The sequence below is a fragment of the Prosthecobacter fluviatilis genome (assembly GCF_055388355.1).
The window spans coordinates 4,496,966-4,517,163 of record NZ_AP043782.1 but is presented as its reverse complement, the minus strand read 5'-3'; the positions used below and the strand labels follow the sequence as shown (position 1 = coordinate 4,517,163).

Here is a 20,198-nt window from a genome sequence, read left to right as displayed (position 1 = left end):
ATGCGGTGCGATCAACTTGCCAGCTCGCCCAATGCAGCGAAAAACTCCCATGCTCACCGACTACCACACGCACACGCCGCTCTGTCTGCATGCCGAGGGCAACCCCATCGACTACGCACGGCACGCCCGGAGCATCGGCCTCGCGGAGATCGGCCTCTCCGACCACAACCCCATGCCGGAGATCTATGACAACTGGCGCATGCCGCTCTCCGACCTGCCGCGCTACTTTGATCTGGTGAACGAAGCCCGTGCGGCGCTGCCGGATTTCCCCATCCGCCTCGCCCTCGAGTGCGACCACATCGAGGGTTATCAAAAGTGGATCGATGAAACCGCCGCCATGGCCGAATGGGACTACCTCATCGGCAGCGTGCATTACATCCACGACGGCATTGCCGTGGACGACCCCCAGCACGTCTCCCGCTGGCGAACGGCTTCCGACATTGAGCACATGTGGGGCATGTACTGGAAACTCTACGAGCAGATGATCCGTACCCGCCAGTTCGACTTCCACGCCCACCCCGACCTCGCCAAGCGCTTCGGTCTCCGACCCTCCGGCGATTTGCGCCACTACTACGAGCCCGTCATCCAGGCATTGGTGGATACCGATGGCATTCTGGAAGTCAGCACTGCCGGCCTGCGTAAAGACGTGCGCGAGATCTACCCCGCCCGCGAGATGCTCGAGATGGCCTTTGCAGCCAAAGTCCCCATCGTCATCAACTCAGACGCCCACATTCCCACGGACGTGGGCGTGGACTTCAACCAGGCTCTCAATCTGGTCCGCAGCGTCGGTTACACCACCACCGTCCGCTTTGAGAAACGCCAGCGCAAGGTGGTCCCTCTGCCGGAGGCCTGGCCGCTATGATCCTCCAAGCCCGCCAGCACCGCATTGAGTTCCCCCGCCGACCGCTGGTGATGGGCATCATCAACATCAACGACGACTCCTTCTGCGGAGACGGTACCCTGGACCCCACGCTGGCGCTCGCACAGGCCAAACAGCAGCTTCAGGAAGGTGCGGACATCATCGACATCGGCGCGGAAAGTGCCCGCACCAACCGCGAGCCCATCAGCGTTCAGGAGGAGATCGACCGCCTGCTGCCTTTCCTCGAAAAATGGCCGGAGCTCGGCTCCCGCTTCAACTCACCGCTGCTCTCCATCAACACCTGGCGCAGCGATGTCATCGCCGAGGTGCTGCCTCGTGGGGGCGACCTCATCAATGACATCAGCGGCCTGCCGGATGCCTTCAACGCCAAGCTCTGCGCGGAGCACAATGCCGGTCTTCTGATCATGCACAGCGTCGGCCAGCCCAAGGTGCCGCACACGCATGTGCAGTATGGCAGCATCATGGACACGCTGGACCACTTCTTCACCCAGCGCCTCGTGCTGGCGGAGAGTGTGGGCCTGCCGCGCGAAAACATCGTGCTCGATCCCGGCATCGACTTCGCCAAACAGAAAGACGACAACCTCACGATCTACCGCGATCTCCAGCGCCTTCACCGCTTCGAGCGCCCCATCCTGCTGCCGGTGTCACGCAAAACGGTCATCGGCGATGTGCTGGGCATCCCGGCCTTGGAACGCGATGCAGGCACTCAGGCATGCATCGCCGCAGGCATGCACCGGGGTGCGCAGATCTTCCGTGTACACAACGTCAAAGCCGCCGTGCAGACGGTGAAGATGCTCTGGGCCGTGGAAAGCACTCGCGCGCGCTAGCTCGCTCTGGGAAACGCCAGTACGCCGCACAAAAACAAGGCCGCGCTGACCGCGCGGCCTTGCCAGATGAACTCTGAAAACGTTGCTTATTGGGCAGCCTCTTCTTCAGCCGAGGATTTTGCCAGCTCGGTTTCGGCCTCTTCCGCCAGCACTGTTTCCTCGATGGATTCTTCCGTCGGAGGTTCTTTCAGCGCAGGCTCAGCCTCGGGTGCCGGTTGTTCTCCGACCACTTCGACCTTGGCAGGCTCTTCGGCTGGCGGAGATGCCAGCGCCACTTCAGCTTCCTCGGCCATCGCTTCTTCCGCCAGAGACTCCTCCACCGGAGCTGACTCCTGTGCAGGTTCAGCAGACGGCTTGGGCGCAGCCTCCTTGTCAGCAGCGCCTTCCTTTTTCGCGGCTGCGGGCTCGCCCTGCACGCCGAGGAAGACCATGCCGTCGCTGTATTCGATAACGTAGCCTTCGTTGGCGAGCCAGCGAATGTCTTTGATGACGGCAATCTGCTCGTCCGTGGGGTGCTTCGGCGCGTCGGGAGCCGTACCAGCCGGGGCTTCGGGAGACGGCACGATGGCTTCCACCAGCTTCTGCATGGGCATGCCATGGCTGACCTTCAGCTGCTCCACGATCTGAGCAAGACGGTCTGAGAAAACCATGCCAGGCTCGATGGCGCGCGGCTTCACACGGCAGACGAACTGCTTGCCGGCACGACGCTTGAAAAGCTTCAAGCCACGGCGTTCCAGCCCGGCACCGAGCTTCTGGGAAATTTCAAACAGATGCTTCCGCGCCGCATCCACCGCCTGGCGCAGCATGATGAAAAAGACATGCGCGAGCTTCTGCTTGTCGATGTTTCCTGGCACGGTGGCGTCACGCACCTCAATGACGGCGTCGTTGCCAAAGGTGAGGCGGAAATGCGCCTCCATGTCGGCACGGGAGCTCAGCGCGAGCGGCTCACCGCCCTCGGGCACTTCGCCCTTGAGGCACACCCAGCGGCGGCCTTTGCTCATGTTTTCCTTCCACTTTGCGACAAGCTCGGGGTTGGACTCCACACGGATGCGACGCTTGAAGTCTTCGAGCGGCATGTTCGAGAAACGCTCGCGATGCAGCCGGATGACGCCGGTCTGGTAGCTGTGGTGGCTCGGCGGTGCGATGATCTCGCCGCTCATGCCACAGACGGCCACGGAGGCAAACTCGCCTTTAGGCGCTTCGAGCTCGATCTCCTCCACACGGTAAAACTCATCCAGTGCGGCACTGCGCAGCACATGGTTGAGCGCTTCATCACGTGAAAGGAAGAGACTGCCGTCCGCTGGCACATGGTAGAGGCCCGTGGCACGCTCCTCCGCACAGCGGAAGCGCACCATAAAGCGGTCACCGCCAGCCAGAAGGAGGCGTGAGGCGTCGAACATGCTGAACGCATGCCCCGTCTGGCGCACGTGCGAGGCGAGGGCATCCACCGCCTTGTCCTCAGGGAAAATGGTGATCTGCACGTCCTTCGGAATCTCCACCCACTCACGCTGCGGGGGGCCGGAGCGGTCGCGATCTCCGAAGCGGCGCGGGGGGCCTCGGCGGTCATCACCCTCACGGCGCGGCGGGCCGCCTTCTCCACGAGGGCGGAAACCGCCGCCCCCTGCCGGACGCGGACCACCGCCAGGGCCATCGCGGCGCGGAGGCGGGCCACGGCGATCATCACGGCCTCCGAATCCGCCACCACCGCCACGGCGGTCATCACGGCCACCGCGCTGCGGGCGGTCTTCTGCATCGGCGTAGCGTTGCTTTATCTTGTCTTCCTTGCCGAACTCGCCCACCCATGCAGGCATCAGTTTCAAATCGGAAAGGTCAACCAAGCCGCTGGATTTTGACGGCTGGTTGTCGGGGCTGGCTTCGGTTTCGGTCATACGTTTCAGGCTGGAAGGGGCCGCGACTATGCCTCGAATCAGCATTGTCGCCAGTTTTGTTCGTGTGGCGTTTTCTTGGCTTGGCATTATGTGAACAAGTCCCATGCCAGCAACACCCATCACTTTTTTCAATCGGCTCACCGGCCGGCTCGAAACAGAAGCCGTTTATGGGGAGGGTTTTCTGCGCTTCACCTATGAGAACCCGCTGGGAGCCCTGCCGCTGCATGCGCTGGTGAAAAGGGCGGCTTTTTCCCGCTGGTATGGACGCCGTATGGACGCCCCGGCCAGCCGGGCAAAAATCGCCCCGTTTCTGGCCTCCTACGGAGTGGACATCGGCGAATTCGCCGATGCCCCGGACTCCTTCCGCACCTTCAACGAATTCTTTTACCGCAAGCTCAAGCCGCAGGCCAGGCCCACAGCCCCGGGAGACGATGTCATCTGCCTCCCTGCGGACGGCCGCCACTTGGTCCTGCCGGACATCACCCGTTGTGACGACTTTTTCATCAAAGGCACCCGCTTTGACCTCTCCGCGCTGCTCAGAGACGCTGGCTTGGCCGAACGCTTTGGCCACGGCAGCATGCTGATCTCCCGCCTGTGCCCGGTGGACTACCACCGCTTTCACTTTCCCTGCGCAGGCACCCCGGGAGCCGCCCGCCTGATCAACGGCCCCCTGTATTCGGTGAGCCCCATCGCCCTGCGCCGCCGCGCCAGCATCCACTGGGAAAACAAACGTGAAATCACCCTCCTGCGCAGCGCGGGGCTGGGCGATGTGCTGCTGCTGGAGGTGGGCGCCACCTGTGTCGGCTCGATCATGCAAACCTACACGCCGGAGACCCCGGTCCAAAAGGGGGCCGAGAAAGGTTACTTCCGCTTCGGCGGCTCGTGCTTCATCACGATCTTTGAGCCTGGCAAAATAAGGTTCTCGGACGATTTGCTCGAACACAGCAGGGCCGGCCGCGAGGTGTATGCCCGCATGGGAGACGTTGCGGCTCATGCCCTCGGGTGAAACCGCCGGTGCACCTCCTTGAGCCGTGCCTGATCCACATGCGTGTAAATTTGTGTGGTTGAGATGTCTGCATGGCCGAGCATTTCCTGGATCACGCGCAGGTCTGCGCCGTTGTTCAGCAGGTGCGTGGCAAAGCTGTGCCGCAGCAGGTGAGGGTGAACGCGGGCGGGGTCCAGGCCGCAAAGTGCGGCACGCTCCTTCACGATCTGCTGGATGCGGGCGGTCGTCAGCCTGGCACCATGACGCGAGATGAAGATGTGGCTCTGGGTTTTAGGCCCCACCAATTCCGGACGCGCATGCTGCACATAGGCTGCGATCGCCTCCCGTGCCGCGCCGCCTACGGGGCAAAGCCGGGTTTTGCCCCCCTTGCCAGTCACACGGATCCAGCCCTCCTCCAGGCTGAGATTTTCCAGCCGAGCATCCGCCAGCTCTGACAGGCGCACGCCGCTGGCGTAAAACAGCTCCAAAATCGCCCGGTCCCGCCGGTCCAGCGGGGCCGTGCCGTTCACGGACTCGACGAGGCTGCGCACATCCTGCTCGTTCAAGGAGTCTGGCAGGCGCTTTTCCTGCCGGGGCGGCAGAATGGGGTCGGCAGGGTCGGCAGCAATGACCCGCCGGGCTGTGAGCCAGCGGAAAAAAATTTTGAGGGCGATGAGCTCGACCCTCGCAGAAGAGGCCGCCACGCCGTCTTTCTTGCGCTGGGCCAGGTAGCCGCTCAGGTGGTCCGTCGTCACAGCCGCCGCAGCTGCGGCGTCATGTGTGGTCTGGAACCACGAGGCAAAGGCCTCCAGCACCCGCCGCACCAGCAGTTGGTAGTTCGTGGACAGACCCCGCTCGGTCGCCAGGTGGAGAATGAAGCCGTCAATGAGTTCCTGCATCGGTCCTCAGCATGGCACGGGTTTGCGCGTCACGAGAATGACAAAATTCTTGCCCTCCGGCACGGGGGGCGGCAAAGATGCCCCATTATGGCCTCCTACAACAAAGTCATGCTCATCGGCAATCTGACCCGCGACCCCGAAGTGCGCTACACGCCCAAGGGCAGTGCGGTCTGTGACATCGGTCTCGCCGTGAACCGTGTGTACACCTCCGACAGCGGCGAAAAGGTGGAGGAAGTGACCTTTGTGGACGTCGTGCTCTGGGCCAAGATGGCCGAACTCGCCGGCAAGTACCTGCACAAAGGCCGCCCGGTCTTCATCGAAGGCCGCCTGCAGATGGATTCCTGGGAGGACAAGCAGACCGGCCAGAAGCGCACCCGCATGCGCGTCGTAGGCGAGCAGATGCAGTTCCTCGGCAGCCCTGGTGGCGACCGCGCTCCTTCCGGTGGTGGCGGTGGTGATGACGAAGGTGGCTACTCCGGAGGCGGCGGCGGTTATGGTGGCGGTGGCGGCGGTTACAATCGTCCCCAGCAGTCCCGCCCGGCCCAGCGCCCGGCCCCCCAGCAGCAGCGCCCGGCTCAGCGTCCGGCAACGCCACCCCAGCAGCATGATGACTTCGGTGAAGGCCCGATCACTGACGGCATGGAAGATGATGACATTCCGTTTTGAGAAATCGCGCCGGTGTTTTTGCCCGGCCTGATTGGAAGACTGTCTGCCCGGGAGCCGTTATTTGCGGCCCTGTGAACTGCTCCATTCCCAGCTTAGTCGGTGCTTGCATCACCCTTGCTTTGTCGTCTGCGGTGTCTGCCGCCGAGGCCGTGTCCTTCCGCAATGATGTGATGGCCGCCATCTCGAAAGCAGGGTGCAACCTGGGTACCTGCCATGGGAATGCGACGGGCAAGGGCGGGTTCAAGCTCTCTCTGCGTGGCCAGGATCCCGATTTCGATTTTAAGGCGCTCGCCCGTGACGTCTCGGGCCGCCGCGTGAATTTGTTCGCCCCGGAGCGCAGCCTGCTGCTGGTGAAAGGATCCAACCAGATCGCTCACGAAGGGGGCAGGAAGCTCGACCCAAAGACCTGGGAGTACCAGGTGCTGCGGGACTGGATAGCCGCAGGAATGCCGCGTGCTGACAGCGACGCCCCTGAAGTCATCAAGCTGACTGTCACCCCCTCCGAACTCGTCTTGGACGAGCCACAGGACAGGGTGCAGATCAAAGTGCAGGCGTCATTTGCCAATGGCTCGCAGCGTGACGTCACCGAGCGCTCCATCTACGAGCCACTGCAAAACGGCCTCGTGGAGGTGAGCCGCAGCGGCCTGGTCAGGCGCCTGCAATTTGGCGAACCTGGCGTGCTGGTCCGTTACCTGAACCATTCTGTGCCAGTACGGCTGACTTTTGTCAAAGCCAGCCCCGCCTTCACCTGGAGCCATCCGCTTCCCGGCAACTACATCGATTCGCACATTTTCAGCAAACTCCGGACTCTGCGCATGAACCCCAGCGCGCTCTGCAGCGATGAGGTCTTCATACGCCGTGCCTGGCTAGACCTCTGCGGCATGATCCCGCCCGCAGATGAAGCACGCGCCTTTGAAGCCGACACTCACCGCGACAAACGTGCTCGTTTGATCGACCGGCTCATGGTCCGGCCTGAGTTTGCAGATTACTGGACTCTGAAATGGTCTGACGTCCTGAAGGTGGAATCTCGCACTCTGGACACCAAGGGGCTGCGGGCATTCCATGGCTGGATTCGCAGCTGCATCGCGAGCAACCGCCCTGTCAATGACATGGTGCGTGCGATGCTCGCCTCACGCGGCAGCACCTACCATGAGCCCGAGACGAACTTTTACCGCGCCAACCGCACCCCCGAGCTGCGCGCCACCACTGCGGCGCAGGTATTTCTGGGCACCCGCCTCCAATGCGCACAGTGCCACAACCACCCCTTTGACCGCTGGACCCAGGATGACTACTACAACTGGTCGGCAGTCTTCGCCCGGGTGGACTACAAGATACTCGAAGACATCAAGCCGCGTGACAAGAGCGACAAGCATGAGTTCAACGGGGAGCAGGTTGTCTTTCTGAATGCAAAGCTGAATCTCCAAAATCCGCGCACGGGCGAGAAGGCGCAGGCCCGGTTCCTCGGAGCTGACATGCCCAGGCTGGCCGAAAAAGAGGACGAACTGCAGGCGGCTGCAAACTGGCTGACAAGCCCGCAGCATCCCCTCTTCGCCAAAGCCCAGGCCAACCGCATCTGGTACCACCTCATGGGCCATGGTCTGGTCGATCCTGTGGATGACATGCGGCTCACCAATCCTGCCAGTCATCCCCAGCTTCTCGAAGAACTCGCCCAGGATCTTGTCCGCAGCGGTTTTGATCTGCGCCATCTCATCCGCACCATCATGCTGAGCCGCACCTATCAGCTGGACAGCACTCCGACCCAGACCAACGCCGCTGACCTCCTCAATTACTCCCATCACCTGCCCCGTCGCCTTAGTGCCGAACAGCTCCTGGATTCTCTTTACTCAGCACTGCGCGTGACCCCGGATTTCAATGGCTGGGAACGCGGCACCCGTGCCAGCCAGATCCCCGGCCCTGCCAATGGCCGTGGCGGTCCCGCTCCCATGTCGCCCGAGGCCTTCTTGGCTCAATTTGGCCGTCCCAAACGCGAACTGAGCTGCGAGTGCGAGCGCACCGCAGATACCTCCATCGGCCAGATCTTCCAGTTCGTCAGCGGTCCCGTGGTCAGCAACGCAGTCTCCCAGAAATACAACCGGCTTCACTCCCTGGCCAAAAATGCAGACAACGGCGCCGTCATACGGGATCTCTACTGGGCTGTTCTTACCCGGGCACCCAACGCCGACGAGTCAAAAGTCATGGAAGCCCTTCTTGCCTCCGCCAAGGACCGGCGGCTTGCGCTGGAGGACATCGCCTGGAGCCTGGTAAACGCCAAGGAGTTTTTGCTTTGCAAGTAGGAAGCTCCTCCGCGGCAAATGTGCATGCCGGACGAATACAAAGATCGCATCTACGAAGGCGTGCGACGTATGGTTCATCTGGGATGAACCGTGTGACGATGTGTTTCATCGTCTGGAGGTCAATGGAATACCCGCCGCCAAGGCCCGGCAGATGTACGAAAAAGCGCGAGCTGAGCGGATGGCGCTCATCAGAGCCAGCTCCATTCAAAATGGCGGCGGCCGGACTTGGGCTGCTGCTTGTTGGGGGCGGCTTGCTGTTCGGATTTTCGCTCGGCCTGGGGGGGTGGTGATGCGACCGGTTCTGCTTTTAGGCGCGGTCGCAGGTGTGTTTGGCTTGTGGTGCTTTTCCAAGGGGCTGTTTTGAGTGGCCGTTACCACATGACAAAGCCCCGGCTCCGTGGCATAACGCAACATGAGCTCGACTTATCAGCGCCTCACACTGCTCCTTGCCAGCCTGCTCACAGCCGCCGCACTGGCCTCATGCACGGAAGGCAACCTCAGCCGTCTTCGCTACGTGCGCACGGGAGCCATCGGCATAGGTCCTACCGGGGATCTCCCGGGTGATCGTGCTCTGCCTCTTTTCAAATCTGATTCTCCTGAGGAGCTGCGTGTACATCAGGCGATACGCCGAGGTGTGGAGCGTGCTCTCAACGACAGCCGTGCCTTTGACTACGTGCCCTTCGCCAAGATGCAGCAGATTCCCCAGCGCCTGAATCCCTTCAATGAGCGTGCCGAGGTCAAAAAATTTGCTGCAGCCAACCATCTCAAAACCGTCATTCGTGTGTGGGCAACGCCCGATATGAGCCAGCAGAGTGTCAGTGTCGGCTTTCTGACTCACGCACGCAGCGGCAAAGCCATCGCCAGCAGTCTCGCCATGGCCCCGGGCCCTGTCCCACCGCTGAAAAACCCCGCCGCGCGCAGCTCTCTGCCGGCCTGGGAAAAAACTGCTTACGAGGCCACCAAAAAGGCCCTCGCGAAAGTGCGTGGCTGAAAAGCCTGCTTCATCCGCATCTATCAATGCCCTTGTCCCACGCGATTGACGTGAGAACAAGCATCTGTCCAACGTACAGATGCGCCTGATGAAACCAGCCATTCTACTCGCCCTCCTGGTCAGCACTTCGCTGCTCGCTCAAACCGCCCCTCCCAAAGCACCCGCGCCTGCCACCAAGCCCAAAGGCCCCACCATTCCTGCAGATGCGCAATGGCATGACGTGACCACCTGGGGCGTCGAAGGACGCGGCTGGGGGGACCAGGAGCGCAAGCGCTGGTTTGACCGCTTCCCCGCCAAGGCGGAAAAGACCGTCACTCCTGCCGTGTGGAGCCTCAGCCGCGACAGCGCGGGCATGATGGTCCGCTTCAAAACAGACGCCAAGGCCATCTACTGCCGCTACGATCTCTCCAAGGCCAACCTCGCTCTTCCCGCCATGCCCGCCACCGGTGTCAGCGGTCTCGACCTCTATGCACGCGACTCCAAAGGCGAGTGGCGCTGGGTCGCCTGCCCCAAGCCAGACAAGCAGCACGTCGAGACCATCATGATCAGCGACATCGCTCCAGGCGAACACGAATTCGCCGCCTACCTGCCGCTCTACAACGGGGTGGAAAAACTGGAGATCGGCGTTCCCGCTGGTGCCAAATTTGAAGGCCTCGCTCCGCGTCAAAAACCCATCGTCTTCTACGGCACCTCCATCACCCATGGCGCCAATGCCTCCCGCCCTGGCATGGTTCACACCGCCATCCTTGGCCGCCATCTGGACCGCCCGGTGATGAACCTCGGCTTCTCCGGCAACGGCAAGATGGACACCGCTGTGGGAGACCTTCTCAACGAACTCGACCCCGCCGCCATCGTCATCGACTGCCTGCCCAACATGGGCCCCGCAGACGTCACCGCCAAATGCGTGCCGCTCGTCAAGCAGCTCCGCTCCAAACACACCACCATCCCCATCATCCTCGTCGAAGACCGCCGCTTCACCAACTCCTGGATCACCCCCGGCAAGGCCAAATTCCACGACGACAACCATGCCGCCCTCAAGGCCGCCTACGAGCAGCTCAAGAAGGAAAAAGTCGCCAATCTCCACTACATCGGAGGAGACGCGCTCTACGGCACTGATGCCGAAGGCTCCAACGACGCCTCCCACGGCACCGACCTGGGCTTCCTCCGCCAGGCCGAAATCTTCGAGCCCGTGCTGCGCAAGGCGCTGAAGTAGGACATCTGTCTTCTCGAAATTCATCAAGGGCTGCATGGAACACACCATGAAGCCCTTTTTTGTCAGTGGTGCTCTTCTCTTCGCCTGCCACAGACGCAAACACACCAGCCCAAATGACTCACTTCCCGATCTTATAAAGCGCCTTGTCCGTGCGGATAAACAGCGCACCGCCATCCGCGATCGGGCTGGCCATGATCGCGCCATCCATCGTGTTCTGCGCCAGGATCTTGAACTCCTTCGTCGCGTTCACGATCGTCACGACACCCTCACGGCTGCAGAAGTACAGCTTCCCATCTGCCAGAATCGGCGAGGAGCTGTATTTGCCGCCGATGCGTTCGCGGTAGTATGCCTCTCCCGTCTTCGTGTCCACACAGCTCACGATGCCGCCGTCATCCACATAGAAAATCAGGCCGTCGTGCAGCACAGGTGAGCACATCTTGGGCGCGTTCTTGTTGTTGCGCCAGGCCACCTCCGGCGTTTTGAGGCCCGCGTATTTCAGCGCCACCACCGCGGACTTTCCATATGCTGTGCTGAAGTAGATCTGCTGCTCATCCACCACAGGCACGGTGGACATGGAAAAGCCCAGCTCTCCATAGTGGATCTTCCACAGCTCTGCGCCGGTCTGAGGATCATAGCCATAGATGTTGTTCGCAGCCGAGCTGACCACCTGGGACTGTCCGTTGATCGTCGCCACCAGCGGCGTGCCATAGGCTTTGCGCTGCTGCGGGCGCGGGTCCATCTCGCCGCTGCGCGGTGTCTTCCACGCCAGCTTGCCGGTGTTCTTGTCAAAGGCGGCGATGAACTGCGCATCACTGCCGTCAAAGTGCGCGATCAGCCTGTCCCCATGCAGCACCGCCGTGGAGCCCGGCCCGTTTTCATGCATCACGTTCAGCTCCTGGTTTTTCCACAGTACTTTGAGCGTTTTCGTATCCAGCGCCACCGTGCCAAACGAACCAAAATGCGCATACAGCCGCCCCTCCTCCAGCACCGGAGATGGCGAAGCATAGCTGTTGAGCTGATGCGCCCACTGCGGGTCCTTCACATTCAGCAGCTCGATGTCGTGCAGGATCTTGCCGCTGCCCCGGTCCACGCAGACAGCACGCAGGCTCACAGAGCCCAGCACCGTCAGCGGCTGGTCTCCGGTGTTCGTTTCCAGCCTGCGCTTGGCCTCTTCCGCCGTGGCGGCGGTTTCCAAAGCTGTCGTCAGCCAAATCTGCTCCCCCCACATGACCGGGGTCGAGTGCCCACGACCCGGCAGCGCGGTCTTCCACGCCACGTTGCTGGTCTCACTCCATGTCTCCGGCAGACCTGAAGCACTGGCATGGCCTTGGGCGGACGGGCCGCGCCATTCGGGCCAGTTGCCGGCATAGGAAGCAGTGGAGAGAAGCAGGAGGGCGGGCAGCAGTCGGGTCATCATGATGCGAGAAAAAACGTGGCAGTACGCGAGGAACTGTCTTTCACTGGCAGCGATCATGCGCATCCTGTTTTTTCTTTTTGTTTCCGCGGGTGTACTGCAGGCCCAGACGGCTGAACTCGAAACTTACATCGAAGTGCGCCCGGGAACCCTGCCGATCATCCTCACGGTGCCCCATGGCGGCAGCCTGAAACCAGCAAACGTGCTGGCGAGGCGCTACGGCGTCACAGGCACCGACTCCAACACCATCCCACTGGCTGAGATGATCATCGAGGAGCTGGCGACTCGCTATGGCGGCAAGCCTCATGCGATTATCTCGCGGCTACACCGCACAAAACTTGACCCAAACCGGGAGCTGGAAGAAGCGGCGCAGGGGGATCCGATTTCCATCGCCGCCTGGCACCGTTTTCATGACAGCGCACAAAAAGCCTGTGACAGCGTGATGAAGAAGAGCGGCATGGGGCTGCTGCTGGACATTCATGGCCACCGCCATCTCGACCAGCGCATCGAACTCGGCTACCTCATCCAGGGTGATCAGCTGAAGCATTCCGATGCTGAACTGAACGCTGATGCAGCTCTGATCGCCTCCAGCTGCATCCGAGATCTGGACAAGCGCTCGCCACAAAGTTTCGCTGAACTGGTGCGAGGACCGCAGAGTCTTGGCGGACTGCTGGAGTCACAGGGATTCCGCTGTCTGCCGAGCCCGTCCAAAACCAGCCCGGCCTTCATGGCCGGCTACTTCAGCGGCGTGTATGACGTCTCAGCCCATGGCTCGCGCAAAGGCGGCACTGTGAGCGCCATCCAGGTGGAGTGCCCTTGGAACAATGTGCGTGACACGCCTGAACATCAGCGCCGCTTTGCCGTTGCGCTGGCAGAATCACTGGGCGTTTACTTTGAGGTTCACTTCGGACGAAAGCTGAGGTGAAGACACAGCCGGTGGCTGCGCGCTCTCCTCATCTGCTTTGTTAAGCCTGTTCCAGCAGCCGTCTGCCACTTCTTTTTGTGCTGAAAAAACGCGGATCTGCGCGGGCGTGCAGGACGCCCAGTCTATGGGGACGCGCTCATCCCGCAGGCCGCGGCGGTGCAGCCAGCCAAAGAAGGCGACGCTGCCAAGAAGCGCTGCATTGAACGGCAGGCAGAGCGGCAGCAATGCCAGGCGGAGCAAAGCGCCGGTGAGAGGCTCCCACACAAGCGCCATTGCCAGAGTGACGGCCAGCATCCAGACGACCGTCTTTGCATTAAGCCGCAGATAGTGGCCGCCTAAAGCCAGAGCAAGAACAACCACGTTTATGGCGAAGGCAGGGTCACCAAAGACAGGCATCCACCATGAGCCCGCCACACAGACCAGGACAGCCGAAAGAGCCACCATGGCGCTTGTGCGTGAATGCCAGAGGATGCCAATGAAAAACCAGAGCCAGCAAAGCAGCACACGGGTCGAGATAAACTGTGTCTTCTGGCTGAGATGGCTGCTGAGAAAGCCTCCCCATGATTTTGCATATTTCTGGACACTCCCTCCGGACAAGGTCGCAGCAAAGCCCGTGTAGGCGTCTGCAAAAAACGGGGCGCAGAGTGCAGCCGTGGTGAAGTGATGGCGGGCCTCGTCCGGCTTGCCAGCCTGCAACGCACACCAGCCGAGACCATCCCATGAGTCGGCAAAAAACGAATCCAGTGCAACGGCACGCCGAAACGCCAGCGCTGCATCATCATAGCGTCCCTGACGAAAGCGGCTCCAGCCCAGGCCATCATAGGCATCCGCGACTCCAATTTTGAGGGAGAGCACTCTCGAAAAAGCCGTCTGCGCACCGGGCTGGTCCCCGCGGCGATACAAACTCCAGCCGAGCCCCGCGCAGCGATAAGCCTCCGCCATATCGGTGCTGACTTCCGTGTTGAGAAAGTGCTTTTCCGCTTTTTCAAAACGGTTGGCGAGGAGCTCACGCCAGCCGCGTGTGAGCTCGGCATCATGGACACCAAAAAAAATCAACGCCGTCAGCACTGCCCAGGCCGCGGCGACATAAGGCAGGCTGAAAAGGACATAGGGAGACCTTTTTTCGTGCATACGCTCTGCCATAGGCACAAACACAAAGGCCATGCCGGCACAGCCGAGCACCGTGGCGAGCGCCTGTGTCCAGAGAGGCACCTGCGGAAAAAGATGCCAAAAAGCACCCAGAAGCGCGCCATTGACACTGAAGAGCCCGGTCTTGAGCACGCTGTCATCCTGCGCACGCCAGTGCGCGAATGCGGAGATGAGCAGCGCACCGGCCAGGCTCATCAACGCAGTCTCCATGGAAAGAACAAACAGCCCGATGATCACACAAACACCAGTGATGCGGCTGTTCGCCACGAGCATCTGCCCGTAACCACGCAGAGTGTGGTCGAGCATTCGGTTCATGCGGCAAGGGAAAGTTCTGAAATCACCAGCGGCACCTTATGCGATCCCGGAGGCGCGGCAATCGTGGAAACGAAGCTTAGCTGCAATTCGACCGGGCTGCCGAGCGCGGCTTCGATCGCGCTTTTCACTCCTTTTTCAACCAGGTGACACGCGGCCCCGGCCTCAGCCACCATTCGCACCTCGAGCAGGCCGGGCTGCTTTTGCAAAACCTGATACTGAGCCAGGCCAGGAACCGCCTCGATGGCATTCGTGATCACATAAGGCGACACCCAGTTCCCTCCGGGAGCACACAGCATGGCGGCCCTTCGGCCTTCGATCTGCCGGATGCTGCGTGCACTGCTGCCACAGGCACAGGGCTCAGGCTCCCAGCGGGCCAGATCACCCAGCCCGCCGTAGCGCAGAATCGGAGTGGCCGTATTGGTGAGATCCGTGATGACAATGTGTCCGAGCCCGGAGGTTGGCTGACCATTTTCATCCACGATCTCGCAGAGAACATTGCCCTCCGCTATGTGCCAGCATGAGCCCTGCACGCACTGCCAGGCGACAAGGCCACCTTCTGTGCTGGTATAAGTTTCAATGAGGCGTGCATTTGGAAAGACCTGCCCCAGCAAATGCCGCGTGTGGGCATCCAGCATCTCCGAGGTAAGATGGATGAGACGGGTCTTGCCCATGACGGTTTTTTGTGCGCGAAGATCCAGCGCGATCGCACGAAGGGTGGATGGGTAGGAGGAAATGAATTCTGGCGCGGCTTTCAGAAGTTCGCGCGAGAGTTTGGAGACGGGATCGTGCACGGAAAAAATACGTGAATCCGGCACGGTCGTGCGCAGGAGGTCAGCGGTGGCAAAGTCGATGCTGTCTGGAGCCATATCGACGAGATAGAGACCATTGCTGAGCGGCCTGCCCTGGCACCACTCGTAGAACAGTGCCGTGTTGCAAGCCATGTAATGCCAGAGCGACAGTTCTGTGCGAGCCATGCTGGCCGGAATTCCGGTGGAGCCAGAGGAAGCCAGCCAGCGAACCTCACCACAGATGTCCTTGGCGATCAAATCCTCCCGTGTGGCTGCCCGCAGGTCCGCTTTGCTGAGGATTGGGAGCTTCGAAAGATCGTCCCAGTCGCCGAGGATCGCGGGGGTGAATCCCGTCTTGGCAAACAGCCGCTGATAGAGCGGAATGTGATCATGCGCATGCTGCACCAGGGCGCGCAGCATGCGCCACTGGTACGCCCGCCGCTTCTGCGAGCTCCATCTCCTCTGTTCAATCACCTGGTCGAGGGCGGCATGAAGATGCCGACCACGGACGCGAATCTGGGCGGGAGTGTGCATGGGAGGCTTCCTCCTGAGTCTCAACGCTGACCAGGAGGCGGTCCGGGATGAGTCATGGCGAAACCATCACGCACCATGTAGCCGTCAGGATTGATTTCCATGAGCCTTTCAAACAAGGGCGCGGCGAGTCGGGCCTGCCCCTGGTTGATCTGAGACCAGCCAAACCAGCTCATGCCGATGGGGTCTTCAGGCTGCAGCTTGTAGGCACGCTCAAAGTAAGTCTCGGCTTTGCGATATTCCTGCTGGTTGAAGAGAATTTCGCCTGCAATGAGCAGCGTTGGGCGATGGAACTGGTCAATTTTCAGAATCTCGCGCGCCTCACGCAGAACGTTTTCGGGCTGAGCCTGCGCCTGGAACACGCTCATCATGCCCAGGTGTGGAGTGAGGGCACGCGGCTCCTGCTTGGCCGCTGTTGTGTAATACTGGACCGCCTTGGTGTAGTCCTTGTTGAGATAGGAGAGCCAGCCTGCACGCACCGCAGCCAGGTAAGTTTCTCCACCGGCGCTTTTGAACGCCAGGACGCTCTCGAGTGCCGCGGCATAATTGTTGCTGGCCTCCTCGGTGAGGGACTGCTGCCAGGACTCGGAGATGGAAGCCAGTTTGTCTGCGGCATTCACTGCAGTGGCGCAGGCGAGGGTGATGAAGAGAAGATGTGTTTTCATGGTCAGGGAGGCAGGTGGTTTATTCGGTTTCGCCATTCGGCAGTGTGGGGGTGAAGCTGGTTTGCGTGAAAGTGTGGTCGCAGCCTTTCAAATGTGCCGAAAGGCAGGTGAGACCGCAGATGGGCTCGAGAGTGAATTCGATCTCCTGCGGGAGGTCATCCGGAGGGGAGTCAAGAAGGGTGGCAAGGTGCAGACGCTGGGTGGTGGGATGCAACGCATGGCGGGAGGTGACACGCTGTGTGCGCAGCCCCAGATAAGGCGCGAAAACGCCCGCTAATGCCCGGCCGTGCCTGGCCGGCAAAGCGACATGATCCTCCCAGTTCATGCCGCTCTGATAAGCGAATGGCACGGTGGGCATGGCGAACGAAAGGTAGCTCAGGAGCTTAGAACGTCCGCTGAGACGGCTTTCAGTGATCTGCAACGCATGCAGACCGAGAACCGCAGTGAGAGACTCGCCCCCGCTGCTGAAACGATAACGGCCCGATTCATCGAGCGTCATGGTCATGGATTCAAACGAGGTCGATCCCGCTGTGCAAACACGATAGGTGGCCACTCCCGGAGCAAAATGAGCCAGCATGCCCAGCACGGTGACGGAAACCGTGGCCGGGGCAATCCGCTCTCCCACCTTGGGCACGCAGGCAAAGCTCCAGCGCATGCCTTCGGCCGTGCGTGTAAAAATGTTCGTGAGGCAGAAGGGAACGGTTGGCGCACCGGTCTCTGAGCCAGCCTGATTGTGCAGGTGGATGTGCGGCACCGGGCTGCGGCCTGAGTTGCCGCAGTAGCCCAGCAGCTCTCCCGCACCCACGCGCTGGCCGCATTTAACGACGATGCCGTTTTTCATGAAGTGCGCGAGCTTCACGGTGCCTCCATAGTCGAGTCTCAGAACAAGGTGGTTGCCCCAGTTGCTGGCAAAGTTGCAGCCACCGGGCGCATTGTCGGCCACACCATCGACGACGCGGATGATTTCACCGGCTCCTGGCGCGCGCACCTCGAGGCCCTGTGTGTAATAGCGGCTCAGGTCATCATCGCAGCCAGGCGGGCAGGCATTGCCAGCGGCATCATGCACTTCAAAGTCGAGCGCATGCTTCCAGTCACCACGATGACTCAGCCTGTCATCAAACCCCTGGGTCACAGTGACCTCGCGCGCCGTGGGCAGCAGCACATGGCTTACATGGCGATGAGGAAAGCGGGCGTTTGCCAGCGCCACTGCGGCTGCGGCCGCCTCAGGATTTTCGAACACACCGCTGGCAGGCAGCAGCGCCCCGGGCTTTTCGCGCAGGCGCAGACAGCAGAGCATGCTCCAGATCGTGGCCAGGTAGGGCAGCGGAAGATACTCCCAGCCGGAGCCGCGCAGAAAGTGCTGCACCGCCGCGACGTGCAGTGCAGCAACGGCACCGGCCAAAAAGGCAAGAAACAGACTGCTCCAGGAAGGCACGAAATAGACTGCTCCCAGCGCCATGCCAGCCAGCAGATAATTGTGCCCGGCAAACCAGCCAAGCCAGTGCAGGCCGCTGGCTTCGAGCAATTTCACGATCAGGATGCCACCCGCATAGCCAGCAATGGCATTGAGCATGGCGATGCGTGACCAGACAAGAATGGCCAAAGTCACTGCGATGCCAGCCCACACGTTTGGCAGAAACAAAACCGTGCCCATGCTGCGTAAAAATGAGGCGACGGCGAACGGCAGTTCAGGCTCCTCCGGCAGCCCCATGTCCAGCAGTGCAGTGCCCGCCGCCCAGCGCGGGAAAAATGTCAGCAAAGTGCCAAAGACGATGACGAAAGCACTGCTTAGAGGCGGCAGGCCGGCACGCAGCGGAAACCAATGCCAAAGCGCCGCTGACAGAAGCAGCGTGTAAACTGTGACAACAGCCAGCATGCCCCAGATGGCCGGAGCCGTCAGCTCTGAGCCTCGTGTGATCCAGGCAACTGCGAGAGCACTCAGAAGCACATTGTAGAGCAATGTGCCATCCTTGCGCATGGATGCTGGCAGATGCAGCAGCTGTGCCACAAAGCTACCGAGCAGGCAGGCACTGACAGCAAATGCAAAGTAACGTGGCATGAACAGCAGCGTGGCGCAGAGCAGCGCTCCAGTTTGCCAGCTGCCGCAAAGGAAAACAGAGCTGGCCGCACGGCAAACCTCGAGCAGCAGTGTGGAGAAAATTTTCAGCTGCGGCAGCTGATTGTTGGCAAAAGCTGCCGCACGTACGGCGCCGCTTCTCCATCTGGAGAATGGCCTAGGGCCGGTCTCTTCGAGAATGGTCATTCCTGGGAGGGTTGACGGGGCTTCCGTGTTCATGGCGTTGAAGAATCAATGACGCGACGGGTGAGCAGATGTTCAGGCACACGCTCCAGCCGCTGCACGTAGTCGAGATCTTCACGTTCGCGGATGACATCGACCCGGCCATCAAGCCCAATCATGACCACTGCCGGCCGGTAGGTGATGAACTGCATGCTCTGCGTGATGTTGTAGGCTCCGACCGGATGCATGACGAGATGATCGCCCGTGGTCATCGCCGGAAGGGAGACCTGCTCACGAATGACGTCGATGTTCATGCACAGACAGCCATAGAGCTTGACGGGCTGCTGGGCGCTCTCACGCTGCGCCTTGGCGGGCTTCACATTGAAGCGATACCAGTTGCCGCTGTAGAGCATGTTGATCCCGGTGTCGATGACATACGCGGCACCGTTGGATTCAGGCATGTAGGCAGGAGCCTTTGCCGCCTTCCCTGCGAGCGTGATCGGACCGGAGGCGCCGGACTGCTTCACGGCAACAATGCTGGTGATGAGATAGCCCGCTTCATCCACAAGCGCGCGTCCGCTTTCCAGATACAGGCGCGGGCGGCGGTCCCTCGGCAGCGTGTTCAGCGCACCCGCGATGGCGTCTGCGTATTTTTCAATCGGCGGCACCACTTGCTCCGCAGGCTGGTAGGAGTAATGCAGCGTGCTGAGGGAGGGGAACCCGCCGCCAAGGTTGAGATACTTCAGAGACCACCCGTAGCTCTCACGGCAGCGCTCCATCAGAGTGATGAGCTTCTCCGCCGCGACTTTGTACGCATTCGGCTCAAGGATGTATGTACCGATGTGGGTGTGCAGCCCCTGCAGGTTCAGACGCCCCTTGCTCTCCGCGATCCGGCGTATGGCGCGCCACGCCTCGCCATTTTCCACACCAAAGCCAAACTTGCTCCACACGGGCAGAATGCCTGCGTCGAGCCAGCATCGGATGGCGATGTCAATGCCGCGGCCTGTTTCCTTGGCGATGGCATCGAGCAGCAGAAGCTCATCCCAGTTGTCCACCTGGATCATAGCGCCTTCGCTGACGGCGAGCTCGAGCCCCGCACGGGTTTTGTGCGGGCCGTTGAAGATGATGTCTCTCCCGGCCACACCGTTGCGGCGCGCCTTTTCATACTCAAACTCGCTCACCACTTCGGCAATGGAGCCTTCGCTGTGGAAGACGCGGCAGATGGCGTTGAGATAGTTTGTCTTATAACTCCAGGCAAAGCGGGTACTGGGATAGCGGCTTTCAAAGGCTTCGCGCGCGCGCTGAATTTTTTCACGCAAGGTGCGTTCGGAGAAGACGAAGAGCGGCGAGCCGAAGCGTGCGGCGAGATCGGCCACAGGCACACCTTCGATGCGTTCGCAGACATTGCTGCTGAGGCCATGGGCATGGCGGTTGCGGTTGGCGGCGCTGTTCTGGCCGCTGAGATGACGGGTGATCGTCGGCGGAGTGTAGGGCTGAAGCGTTTGCATGGGAGGATGCAGATAGGGGG

The 20,198-nt window shown here is 61.0% G+C and carries 16 protein-coding genes; 8 read left to right on the top strand and 8 right to left on the bottom strand.

Annotated elements, in window-relative coordinates; all coding sequences use genetic code 11:
* Positions 1-49 precede the first annotated feature (49 nt).
* Positions 50-862, top strand: a complete 813-nt coding sequence (locus tag ACZ5WW_RS17580) for a histidinol-phosphatase HisJ family protein (RefSeq protein WP_464694169.1) — start codon at positions 50-52, stop codon at positions 860-862.
* Positions 859-1,707 (top strand): dihydropteroate synthase, encoded by an 849-nt coding sequence (gene folP, locus ACZ5WW_RS17575; protein ID WP_377165852.1) that lies wholly within the window; start codon positions 859-861, stop codon positions 1,705-1,707. The genes ACZ5WW_RS17580 and folP overlap by 4 nt, the downstream gene beginning before the upstream one ends.
* Positions 1,708-1,793: 86 nt before the next feature.
* Here folP and ACZ5WW_RS17570 read toward each other — a convergent pair whose 3' ends face one another.
* Positions 1,794-3,596, bottom strand: coding sequence for a hypothetical protein (locus ACZ5WW_RS17570; protein ID WP_377165854.1), 1,803 nt, complete (start codon positions 3,594-3,596; stop codon positions 1,794-1,796).
* A 103-nt stretch (positions 3,597-3,699) separates the two neighbouring features.
* Here ACZ5WW_RS17570 and ACZ5WW_RS17565 point away from each other — a divergent pair, with 103 nt between their 5' ends.
* On the top strand, positions 3,700-4,602 hold the full coding sequence (locus ACZ5WW_RS17565) for a phosphatidylserine decarboxylase (RefSeq protein WP_377165856.1): 903 nt from the start codon (positions 3,700-3,702) through the stop codon (positions 4,600-4,602).
* On the opposite strand, the gene ACZ5WW_RS17560 is transcribed toward ACZ5WW_RS17565, so the two are convergent.
* Positions 4,587-5,480 (bottom strand): tyrosine recombinase, encoded by an 894-nt coding sequence (locus ACZ5WW_RS17560; protein ID WP_377165858.1) that lies wholly within the window; start codon positions 5,478-5,480, stop codon positions 4,587-4,589. The two genes, ACZ5WW_RS17565 and ACZ5WW_RS17560, sit on opposite strands and share 16 nt — an antisense overlap.
* A gap of 87 nt (positions 5,481-5,567) precedes the next feature.
* Between ACZ5WW_RS17560 and ACZ5WW_RS17555 the strand changes: the two genes are divergently transcribed.
* The 4 genes from ACZ5WW_RS17555 (at position 5,568) to ACZ5WW_RS17540 (ending at position 10,644) form a co-directional block, all read left to right on the top strand.
* Positions 5,568-6,146 (top strand): single-stranded DNA-binding protein, encoded by a 579-nt coding sequence (locus ACZ5WW_RS17555; protein WP_377165860.1) that lies wholly within the window; start codon positions 5,568-5,570, stop codon positions 6,144-6,146.
* Between the two features lie 71 nt (positions 6,147-6,217).
* Complete coding sequence (locus ACZ5WW_RS17550) at positions 6,218-8,440, top strand: DUF1549 and DUF1553 domain-containing protein (protein WP_377165862.1); 2,223 nt, start codon at positions 6,218-6,220, stop codon at positions 8,438-8,440.
* A 412-nt stretch (positions 8,441-8,852) separates the two neighbouring features.
* Positions 8,853-9,431 (top strand): hypothetical protein, encoded by a 579-nt coding sequence (locus tag ACZ5WW_RS17545; RefSeq protein ID WP_377165864.1) that lies wholly within the window; start codon positions 8,853-8,855, stop codon positions 9,429-9,431.
* An 88-nt stretch (positions 9,432-9,519) separates the two neighbouring features.
* A complete protein-coding gene (locus tag ACZ5WW_RS17540; RefSeq protein WP_377165866.1) occupies positions 9,520-10,644 on the top strand; it encodes an SGNH/GDSL hydrolase family protein in 1,125 nt (374 codons plus the stop codon).
* A gap of 118 nt (positions 10,645-10,762) precedes the next feature.
* Here the strand turns inward: ACZ5WW_RS17540 and ACZ5WW_RS17535 are convergent, their stop codons facing one another.
* Complete coding sequence (locus ACZ5WW_RS17535) at positions 10,763-12,061, bottom strand: PQQ-binding-like beta-propeller repeat protein (RefSeq protein WP_377165868.1); 1,299 nt, start codon at positions 12,059-12,061, stop codon at positions 10,763-10,765.
* Between the two features lie 55 nt (positions 12,062-12,116).
* Between ACZ5WW_RS17535 and ACZ5WW_RS17530 the strand changes: the two genes are divergently transcribed.
* Positions 12,117-12,983 carry a hypothetical protein gene (locus ACZ5WW_RS17530; RefSeq protein WP_377165870.1) on the top strand — a complete coding sequence of 289 codons (867 nt, stop codon included), beginning with the start codon at positions 12,117-12,119 and terminating at the stop codon, positions 12,981-12,983.
* Here the strand turns inward: ACZ5WW_RS17530 and ACZ5WW_RS17525 are convergent.
* The 5 genes from ACZ5WW_RS17525 to ACZ5WW_RS17505 are packed head-to-tail and all read right to left on the bottom strand — an operon-like array spanning position 12,936 to position 20,178.
* The gene (locus ACZ5WW_RS17525) at positions 12,936-14,447 is read right to left on the bottom strand and encodes an urea transporter (protein ID WP_377165872.1); all 1,512 of its coding nucleotides are present in this window, start codon (positions 14,445-14,447) and stop codon (positions 12,936-12,938) included. The two genes, ACZ5WW_RS17530 and ACZ5WW_RS17525, sit on opposite strands and share 48 nt — an antisense overlap.
* A complete protein-coding gene (locus tag ACZ5WW_RS17520) occupies positions 14,444-15,769 on the bottom strand; it encodes a phenylacetate--CoA ligase family protein (RefSeq protein WP_377165874.1) in 1,326 nt (441 codons plus the stop codon). Before ACZ5WW_RS17520 ends, ACZ5WW_RS17525 begins: the two co-directional genes overlap by 4 nt.
* Positions 15,770-15,789: 20 nt before the next feature.
* Positions 15,790-16,431, bottom strand: a complete 642-nt coding sequence (locus tag ACZ5WW_RS17515) for a tetratricopeptide repeat protein (RefSeq protein ID WP_377165876.1) — start codon at positions 16,429-16,431, stop codon at positions 15,790-15,792.
* 19 nt (positions 16,432-16,450) lie between these two features.
* Positions 16,451-18,727, bottom strand: a complete 2,277-nt coding sequence (locus tag ACZ5WW_RS17510; protein ID WP_464694168.1) for an urea transporter — start codon at positions 18,725-18,727, stop codon at positions 16,451-16,453.
* Positions 18,724-20,178: a type III PLP-dependent enzyme domain-containing protein gene (locus tag ACZ5WW_RS17505; RefSeq protein WP_377165880.1), complete on the bottom strand. Its 1,455-nt coding sequence runs from the start codon at positions 20,176-20,178 to the stop codon at positions 18,724-18,726. Before ACZ5WW_RS17505 ends, ACZ5WW_RS17510 begins: the two co-directional genes overlap by 4 nt.
* Positions 20,179-20,198 lie beyond the last annotated feature (20 nt).

Excerpts from the sequence above, each read along its gene's own strand:
- ACZ5WW_RS17570 (WP_377165854.1), bottom strand. The coding sequence starts at position 3,596 with ATGACCGAAACCGAAGCCAGCCCCGACAACCAGCCGTCAAAATCCAGC.
- ACZ5WW_RS17580 (WP_464694169.1), top strand. The coding sequence starts at position 50 with ATGCTCACCGACTACCACACGCACACGCCGCTCTGTCTGCATGCCGAG.
- ACZ5WW_RS17560 (WP_377165858.1), bottom strand. The coding sequence starts at position 5,480 with ATGCAGGAACTCATTGACGGCTTCATTCTCCACCTGGCGACCGAGCGG.
- ACZ5WW_RS17505 (WP_377165880.1), bottom strand. The coding sequence starts at position 20,178 with ATGCAAACGCTTCAGCCCTACACTCCGCCGACGATCACCCGTCATCTC.
- ACZ5WW_RS17525 (WP_377165872.1), bottom strand. The coding sequence starts at position 14,447 with ATGAACCGAATGCTCGACCACACTCTGCGTGGTTACGGGCAGATGCTC.
- ACZ5WW_RS17565 (WP_377165856.1), top strand. The coding sequence starts at position 3,700 with ATGCCAGCAACACCCATCACTTTTTTCAATCGGCTCACCGGCCGGCTC.
- ACZ5WW_RS17540 (WP_377165866.1), top strand. The coding sequence starts at position 9,520 with ATGAAACCAGCCATTCTACTCGCCCTCCTGGTCAGCACTTCGCTGCTC.
- folP (WP_377165852.1), top strand. The coding sequence starts at position 859 with ATGATCCTCCAAGCCCGCCAGCACCGCATTGAGTTCCCCCGCCGACCG.
- ACZ5WW_RS17555 (WP_377165860.1), top strand. The coding sequence starts at position 5,568 with ATGGCCTCCTACAACAAAGTCATGCTCATCGGCAATCTGACCCGCGAC.
- ACZ5WW_RS17530 (WP_377165870.1), top strand. The coding sequence starts at position 12,117 with ATGCGCATCCTGTTTTTTCTTTTTGTTTCCGCGGGTGTACTGCAGGCC.
- ACZ5WW_RS17545 (WP_377165864.1), top strand. The coding sequence starts at position 8,853 with ATGAGCTCGACTTATCAGCGCCTCACACTGCTCCTTGCCAGCCTGCTC.
- ACZ5WW_RS17535 (WP_377165868.1), bottom strand. The coding sequence starts at position 12,061 with ATGATGACCCGACTGCTGCCCGCCCTCCTGCTTCTCTCCACTGCTTCC.
- ACZ5WW_RS17520 (WP_377165874.1), bottom strand. The coding sequence starts at position 15,769 with ATGCACACTCCCGCCCAGATTCGCGTCCGTGGTCGGCATCTTCATGCC.
- ACZ5WW_RS17510 (WP_464694168.1), bottom strand. The coding sequence starts at position 18,727 with ATGAACACGGAAGCCCCGTCAACCCTCCCAGGAATGACCATTCTCGAA.
- ACZ5WW_RS17515 (WP_377165876.1), bottom strand. The coding sequence starts at position 16,431 with ATGAAAACACATCTTCTCTTCATCACCCTCGCCTGCGCCACTGCAGTG.